The sequence below is a fragment of the Streptomyces sp. AcH 505 genome, from assembly GCF_000818175.1.
Classification (GTDB): domain Bacteria; phylum Actinomycetota; class Actinomycetes; order Streptomycetales; family Streptomycetaceae; genus Streptomyces.
Genome location: NZ_JTIY01000001.1, coordinates 3,355,355 through 3,362,907 on the forward strand (window position 1 = coordinate 3,355,355; position 7,553 = coordinate 3,362,907).

The window sequence follows — 7,553 nt, forward strand, 5'->3', positions numbered from 1 at the left end:
GCTCGTGGTGGTGCGCAACAAGCTGCCCAAGGGCTATCTCGACGACCTGGCGTCGTCGGCGGTGGCCGCGCTCAGTCGAGGCTGAGCGCCTCGCGGCTCTCCCCGTAGGCCGTCGCCGCACGGGCCGGCGCCGGGTGCGTCTGGTGCGGCAGGAACACCGGCCGAGGCGCCGGCCTGCGCTCCTCCTGCGGCAGCGGTACGGGCAGCCCGGCCGTCTCGCCCAGGAAGACATGGCGCACCACGCGCTCGGCGGCCTGCCCGTCGTCGTACGGACAGAAGCGGGTGCGGAACGCCGTCCGCAGCTGGCTGGAGCGCGAGCCGCGCCAGTGGTCGCTGGTGAAGATGTCGATCAGCTCGTCCTCGGTGCGGGCGACCGCGCCCGGCGGGAACGCCCGCAGGTCGAAGTAGGTGCCCCGGGCCGCCTCGTAGGCCGGCTGGTCGTCGCAGTGGATGACGATGGGCCGGTCCAGGTTGGCGTAGTCGAACATCAGCGACGAGTAGTCCGTGACCAGCGCGTCCGACGCCAGGCACAGCGTCTCGACGGACGGGTGCGCCGAGACGTCGATGATCCTCGGGTGCGGCGCGTGCGGCAGCGGCTCGCCGTAGCCGGGGTGCGCCCGGGTCAGCAGCACGAAGCGCGGGCCGAGGCACCGGACGACGCGCTCCAGGGCGAGCGGCAGGTAGTGGCTGCGCCGGTAGTCGCGCCGGGTGGGCGCGTACAGCACGGTGGTGTACCCCTCCGGGATGCCCAGCGTCTCGCGCAGCCGCGCCACGTCGGCGGCGGTCGCCCGCTGGAAGACGTCGTTGCGCGGGTGGCCGTATTCGAGCGTCGTGAAGCCCGCCGGGAACGCCTTCTCCCGCACCAGGGTGGAGTGGCGGTTGGCCGAGAGGGAGAAGTCCCAGGTGTCCGCGTCGTCCAGGAGCCGCGCGATGTCGGCTGGCCCGGCCGCGGCGGGCCGGTCCAGCAGGTCCAGGCCGACGGACTTGAGCGGGGTGCCCGGATGCGTCTGGAGCAGGAGCTGTCCGGGCCGCTTGGCCAGCGGCAGGGCGGTGTTGGTGACGAGGTAGCGGGAGCGCGCCAGCGCCGTCCAGTAGCCGAAGGTGCCGGGGCGCAGCCGCCGCGTCCCGGTGGGGACGGTGTGCTGGAGCGCCGGTTCCACCAGCCAGGCGGTGCGCACGCGCGGCACCAGCTCGCGCACCTTCTCCTCGATGGCCGCCGGATCACCGGCGTAACCGCCGTGCGCCGCGAACACGGCTCGGTCGGAGCGTACGGGAAGCTGCCGCTGTACGCGGTAGTGCAGCCGCAGCGCCGCCGTACGGGCCAGCCGGCCGAGCCCCGCGGTCAACCGCCCGGCGTGGCAGCGCAGTTGGCGTGCGGCCCGGAGCGTCAGATACGTCCGGTGCGCACCGAGCCGCAGCAGCGCGTGGCGCAGCCGGGCGGCGCCGGGGGTGCGGTAGCGGCGGTGGTGGGCGCGGGCCCTGCGGAAGAACTCGGCACGGCGTGACATCTGGCCCTCCGTCGCGGCCAGCGCCGCGAAGTGGTCGAGCATGCGGCGGTGCAGGACCGGGCGCCAGCGGGCGAGTTCGGGCCGCTCGTCGAGGAAGGCGAAGACCCGGTCGTACTGGGCGAAGAGGTCCAGATGCGTGCGCTCGCGCGCGGTGCGGTGCCTGCGGTCCCGTACGCAGACGCGGTCCAGCGTCGCGATCGTGCCGGCCGTCATCAGCACGGGGTAGGCCCAGGCGATGTCCGCGTGCCGGCCCGGCGGGAAGGTGAGGCCCTCGCGCTCGATGAACTCCCGCCGGTACGCCTTGTTCCAGGCGGCGAGCAGCGTGGTCAGCAGGGCGGGCCGGTTCGCGAGCTGGAAGGCGGCGGGGCCCTCCTCGGTGAGCGGTGCGACGACACCGCCCCGTACGCTCTCGCCCGTCCAGTACGTACGGGCGTGGTCGTGGACCAGGACGTCGGGCCCGCCCGTCTCCTTGAGCCGGTCCGTGATCGCCTGGAGCGCGCCGGGCACGAGCGTGTCGTCGCCGTCGAGGAAGATCAGATAGTCACCGGTCGCCCGCGCGATCCCGGCGTTGCGCGCGGGCCCGAGACCGCCGTTGGCGGGGAGGTGGACCGCGACGACCCGGCGGTCCTCCGCTGCGAACTCGTCGATGATCGCACCGCACGCGTCGGGCGAGCAGTCGTCCACGGCGATGAGTTCGAGATCGTCGTAGGACTGGGTCAGTACCGACCGGAGGGACTCCGTGAGGTACGCCTGGACCTGGTAGGCGGGGACGATGACACTGAACCGGGGCATGGCTCTGGAACGGCGCGGGCGGCGGCCTGGTTACGCGGGCCATGGCATACGGGGGACCGGTCGCCCTGACCGGCCCCCCGTACTGTCACCCGCAGGTGTGAGCCCTCACCTGTATGTGTGAGGGCGCGTGCGCTACTTGACGGCGCCCGCCATCACACCGGAGACGAACTGGCGCTGGAACGCGAAGAACACGATCAGCGGGATCACCATCGACAGGAAGGCGCCGGGCGCCAGCACGTCGACGTTGTTGCCGAACTGCCGTACCTGCTGCTGCAGCGCCACGGTGATCGGCGGGTTCTTCGAGTCGGCGAAGACCAGCGCGACCAGCATGTCGTTCCAGACCCAGAGGAACTGGAAGATGCCGAGCGAGGCGATGGCCGGACCGCCGAGCGGCATCACGACCCGGGTGAACAGCCGGATCTCACCTGCCCCGTCGAGCCGCGCCGCCTCCAGCAGCTCCCGCGGGATCTCCGCGAAGAAGTTACGCAGCAGGAAGATCGCGAAGGGCAGGCCGAAGGCGACGTGGAAGATCACGACACCGAAGGTCGTCTCGAAGATGCCTATCTCGCCGAACAGTTTGGAGACCGGGACCAGCGCCACCTGGACCGGGACCACCAGCAGTCCGACGACCACCAGGAACCACCAGTCGCGGCCCGGGAAGTCCATCCACGCGAAGGCGTAGCCGGCGAGCGACCCGATCACCACGACGAGGAGCGTCGCGGGGACCGTGATCAGCACGGTGGAGAGCAGCGAGTTGGTGATGATGTCGTTGTCGAGGAGGTGTGAGTAGTTCTCGGTGGTCAGCTGACTGGGTGCGGTGAAGACCTTCCACCAGCCGCTCGCGTTGATGTCCTTGGAGTCACGCAGCGAGGAGATCAGCAGCCCGATCGTCGGCATCAGCCAGAACAGGCCGACCAGGATCAGGACCACGCGCACCGCACCACCGCCCAGCCGGGCGGCTATCCGGGCCGGGAGTGACTGTTCCGCCTTGACCACACCGTCGGTCGCGGTCATCGGCGCGTCTCCCTTCTCATGCGTCGTACGTTGAAGAGCATCACCGGGATGACCAGCAGGAGCAGCAGGACGGCGATGGCGCTGCCCACGCCGAGATCGGCGTCCGTGCCGAACGACGAGCGGTAGAGCTGGAGGGCCAGCACGTTCGCGTCGTCCTGCGAGGAGCCCGGCGCGATGATGAAGACCAGGTCGAAGATCTTCAGCACGTTGATCATCAGAGTGACCATGACGACGGCGAGCACCGGCGCCAGCAGCGGCACGGTGATCCGGCGGAACACCTGCCACTCGTTGGCCCCGTCGACCCGCGCCGCCTCCAGCAGCTCACGGGGCATGCCCGCGAGACCGGCGGCGATCAGGACCATCGCGAACCCGGCCCACATCCACAGATAGCTGCCGATGATGGCGGGGGTGACCAGATTGGGCCCCAGCCAGTCGACGCCGTTGTAGGGCTCGCGGAAGTTGGAGGCGGGCAGCCGCAGTTGGGCGCCCGCCGCCGAGTCGGGGAGGCTGAAGGTGCCGTTGTCGGCGGCCGTGGCCGTCGCGACGACCTTGCCGTTCTTGACGGCCTCCACCTTGATGCCCTTGAGGCCGAGTTCCTTGTTGTCGATGATGTTGGGCTTGCCGCCGCCACCGGGGGTGAAGTCCAGCCACGCCGTACCGGTGATCTTGCCGTCGGCCGGCTTGGCCGCCTCGGCGGGCTTCGCGTCGGACGGCATCTTCCCGGGTGCCACGCCGACGAGCGGCAGCTGGACGGGGCTGCCGGCCTCGACCGGCTGTTTGGTGACGAATGATCCGCCGCCGCCCGCCTTCAGCGGGTGGACCGGCAGCGGATGCGCCTTGGGGTAGCCGGCCGACTCGGCGAACGTGTCGTGCACGCCCACCCAGACGGCGTTGGCGACACCGCGCGCCGGGTCCTGCTCGTAGACCAGCCGGAAGATGATGCCCGATGCGAGCATCGAGATCGCCATCGGCATGAAGATGACCAGCTTGAAGGCCGTTCCCCAGCGCACCCGTTCGGTGAGCACGGCGAAGATGAGACCGAGGGCGGTGGCCACGACGGGCGCCACGATCACCCAGATCACATTGTTCTTGACCGCGGTCAGGATCGTGTCGTCGGTGAATATCTCCACGTAGTTGTCGAAGCCCGCGAAACTGCTGCCGGACTTGTCGAAGAAGGACCGGTAGACCGAGAACCCGATCGGGTAGACCACGAGCGCGCCGAGCAGCACCAGCGCGGGCAGCAGGAAGCCGACCGCGATCGTTTTACGTGTGCCTGTCACGCTCTTACGTTTGCCTCCGCCGGAAGGCGCCGGCTTCTCGCCGACGCCTTCCGTGACCACAGCAGTCATGCCGTCAGCTCTTGAACGCCTTGGCCGCGTCGGACTCCAGCTGCTGCTGGGTCCCCGCGACGTCCTTCGGGTTCTTCAGGAAGTCCTGCAGGTCCTTCCACTCGCCCTTGCCGGGCGTACCGCCGAACGATTGCGGCATCTGGTCGGACATGTCGAAGCGGAAGTCGTCACCCGCGTCGATGAGGGCCTTCGCGATGCCCCGCTGGACGTCGTTGGGGTAGGCGGCGCCGTCCAGCGCCTTGTTCGGCGACACGAAACCGCCGGCCTCGGCCCAGATCTTCGCCGCGTCGGTCGAGGCGAGGAAGGTCAGCAGCGCCTGCGCGCCCTTGGAGTCCTTCAGGACCACGGCCGCGTCACCGCCGGTGACCACGGGCGGCGTGGTGCCGGCAGCGGGGAACGGGAAGATCTTCGCGTCCGTACCGACCTTGGCGTCCGTCTCGGCGACGTTCGCCCCGGCGAAGTCGGCGGCGGCGACCATGGCCGCCTTCGGCGCGTCACCACCGGTGAAGGTCTGGGTGACCGAGGCGGGGAACTCCGTCTGCAGCGCGCCGTCGGCGCCGCCGGAGATCAGGCTCGGCTTGCCGAAGAGCTGGCCGAGCGTCGTCAGCGCGTCCTTGACGGAAGGATCGGTCCACTTGATCTTGTGCTGGGCGAGCTGGTCGTACTTCTCGGGACCCGCCTGGGAGAGGTAGACGTTCTCGAACCAGTCGGTGAGGGTCCAGCCGTCGGCGCCCGCCACCGAGACCGGGGTGACACCGGAGGCAGAGATCGTCTCGGCGGTCGAGAGGAACTCCTTCCAGGTCTTCGGGACCGTGGCGCCCGCGTTCTGGAAGGCCGCGCTGTTGTACCAGACGAGCGACTTGTTGGCCGCCTTGAAGTACACGCCGTACTGCGTGCCGTCCACGGCGCCGAGATCCTGCCAGCCCTTGCTGTAGTTCTTCGCCAGCTCCGCCTTGGCCTCGGGGCCCGCGGGCTTGACCCACTTCTTCTCCACGGCCTGCTGGATCGCGCCGACCTGCGGGAGCATCGCCAGATCGGGCGGGCTGCCGCCGGCGATCTTCGTACCGAGGAAGTTCACGATCGGGTCCTGCGCGGGCACGAAGGTGACCGTCGCGCCTGTCCTGTTCTGGAACTCCTTGAGGACCTTGGTGAAGTTCGCCTGCTCGGGCCCTGTCCAGACCGCGGCGATCTCCAGCTTCACGCCGTCCAGCTTCGGCAGCTGGACGCCCGCGGCCGACGGCTCCTTGCTCGCGCTGTCGCCCGACGCCTTGCCACCTCCTCCGTCGTCGTCCGAGCCACCGCATCCGGTCAGCGCCACAGCGCCTGCGGCCACCAGTGCCACTGCCGCTCTGCGGGTGCCAAGAGCCCTGCGTGCCTTACGAGTTGTGCGCATTACTTCCCCGTCTCTCCCGTGCGCGTACGAATCTACGCATGCGGAACCGGCGTTGCCGTCGGTCCGTGCCGACAGTCCTACGCCGGGTACCCAGGGGCCGCAATACTGTGCCCGCGGTCAACTCGTTGATCGTAATGGGCTCGTGACGTGGCTCGACGCGCCGTTCGACCGCGAATACTGCGGTGGACGACGGCCTTACCCGGCGATCTTCACGGATGGGCCGGTGTCAGCGGTGCGACCGGCACCGCGTCGACCGAGCGGGCCGCGCGCTCCAACGCGCTGGCCAGCAGGGCCAGATCGGTCGGCCCGTTGCCCAACTCCCTTACCGGGCGCCGGGTCGGCGGGTCGCCCATGCGCTCCCACTCCAGCGGCAGCACCGTCGGCCGCAGGGTGGCCGTGCGAGGGATCCGGCCGGTGACCCGGCCGCCCTGGAACGGGACCACCCGGCCGTCCGGATAGCCGAGCCTGCCCCGGCCGGGCGCCGGGTCGTCCGGTCCCGGAGCGGTGGGCGGCGCGTCCAGCACGGCCCGCAGCCGGGTGCGCTGCGCGAGGTCCGTGTCGCTCGTCCGGTCCGGGGAAGCGGAAGCCGCCACCAGATGCACCCCGAGCCGCTCGCCGTCCCTGGCGACCGCCTCAAGCGCCCGTACGACGGAGCCCGCCGCCGGGCGGCCGGGGCTGCCGAGCGCGGGCGCCACCAGCGCGTCGAAATCGTCCACCAGGACCACGAGCCGGGGGAGCGGGGTGGGCGAGCCGGCGGCGCCGGGCTGCGCGGGCGCCGTCCGGCCGGAGGTCGTCCTGAGCCGCATCGTGCTGCCCGAGCCCGGCGTCTCGATGTCGCCGCGCTGGTCGCTCGGCGGGCGCTGGCCGATCATCCGGTCGGAGACCTCCCGCCCGGTGTGCCACTCGGCGAAGTCGAGAGGGCCCAACAGCTCGGCCCTGCGCTTCAGTTCGGCGCCGAGCGCCTGCGCGAACTCCCGCATCCGCAGCGGGTCGGAGGCGATCAGGTGCTCGGTGACATGGGGGAGTTCGGTACAGACCCCGAGGCCTTCCCCGCCGCGCTGGCCGCCCGCGCCGTCCACCAGCAGCAGACCGAGCCGGTCGGGCCGCCCGGCAGCCGCCAGCGAGGCGGCGACCGAGCGGAGCAGTTCCGTACGGCCGCTGCCCGCCGGGCCCTCGATCAGCAGATGCGGGCCCTCCACGGTCAGATCCACGCTCACCGGGCCGCGCGGCCCGGCGCCCAGCACCGCGGTGCAGTCGCCCGTGCTGTCGGCGGCCGAGGCCCAACGCGCCATCAGCGAGGCGGGGGTGGCCCTCGCGAGCCCCAACTCGTCCAGCAACCTGGCTGATTGAGGCAACGCGGCGGCCGGACTCCGGTCGTGCGGCCCCGCGGTCGTACGCAGCGGGGCCAGCGCGCGGCCGAAGCGCTCGGCCCAGGCCGGCGAGACCGCGTCCACCACCGCGACCGTCCCCTCGCCGCCGCCCCGGCCCACGGCGGCC

At 71.1% G+C, this 7,553-nt stretch carries 5 protein-coding genes and 1 pseudogene; 1 reads left to right on the plus strand and 5 read right to left on the minus strand.

The window, feature by feature from the left end; genetic code table 11:
- Positions 1-85, plus strand: a pseudogene (locus HY68_RS45170) (TetR family transcriptional regulator); the annotation flags it as partial.
- On the opposite strand, the gene HY68_RS15300 reads toward HY68_RS45170, so the two are convergent.
- The 5 genes from HY68_RS15300 to HY68_RS15320 all read right to left on the minus strand — a co-directional run.
- Positions 72-2,300 carry a bifunctional glycosyltransferase family 2 protein/CDP-glycerol:glycerophosphate glycerophosphotransferase gene (locus HY68_RS15300; protein WP_063779646.1) on the minus strand — a complete coding sequence of 743 codons (2,229 nt, stop codon included), beginning with the start codon at positions 2,298-2,300 and terminating at the stop codon, positions 72-74. The pseudogene HY68_RS45170 and the gene HY68_RS15300 sit on opposite strands and share 14 nt — an antisense overlap.
- Positions 2,301-2,432: 132 nt before the next feature.
- Complete coding sequence (locus tag HY68_RS15305) at positions 2,433-3,314, minus strand: carbohydrate ABC transporter permease (RefSeq protein ID WP_041989094.1); 882 nt, start codon at positions 3,312-3,314, stop codon at positions 2,433-2,435.
- On the minus strand, positions 3,311-4,663 hold the full coding sequence (locus HY68_RS15310) for a sugar ABC transporter permease (RefSeq protein ID WP_041989096.1): 1,353 nt from the start codon (positions 4,661-4,663) through the stop codon (positions 3,311-3,313). The genes HY68_RS15305 and HY68_RS15310 overlap by 4 nt, the downstream gene beginning before the upstream one ends.
- A gap of 4 nt (positions 4,664-4,667) precedes the next feature.
- A complete protein-coding gene (locus tag HY68_RS15315; RefSeq protein ID WP_041989098.1) occupies positions 4,668-6,056 on the minus strand; it encodes an ABC transporter substrate-binding protein in 1,389 nt (462 codons plus the stop codon).
- Between the two features lie 209 nt (positions 6,057-6,265).
- Positions 6,266-7,553, minus strand: a 1,288-nt coding sequence (locus tag HY68_RS15320; protein ID WP_277816760.1) for an FtsK/SpoIIIE domain-containing protein, incomplete at its 5' end; no start/stop codon positions are given.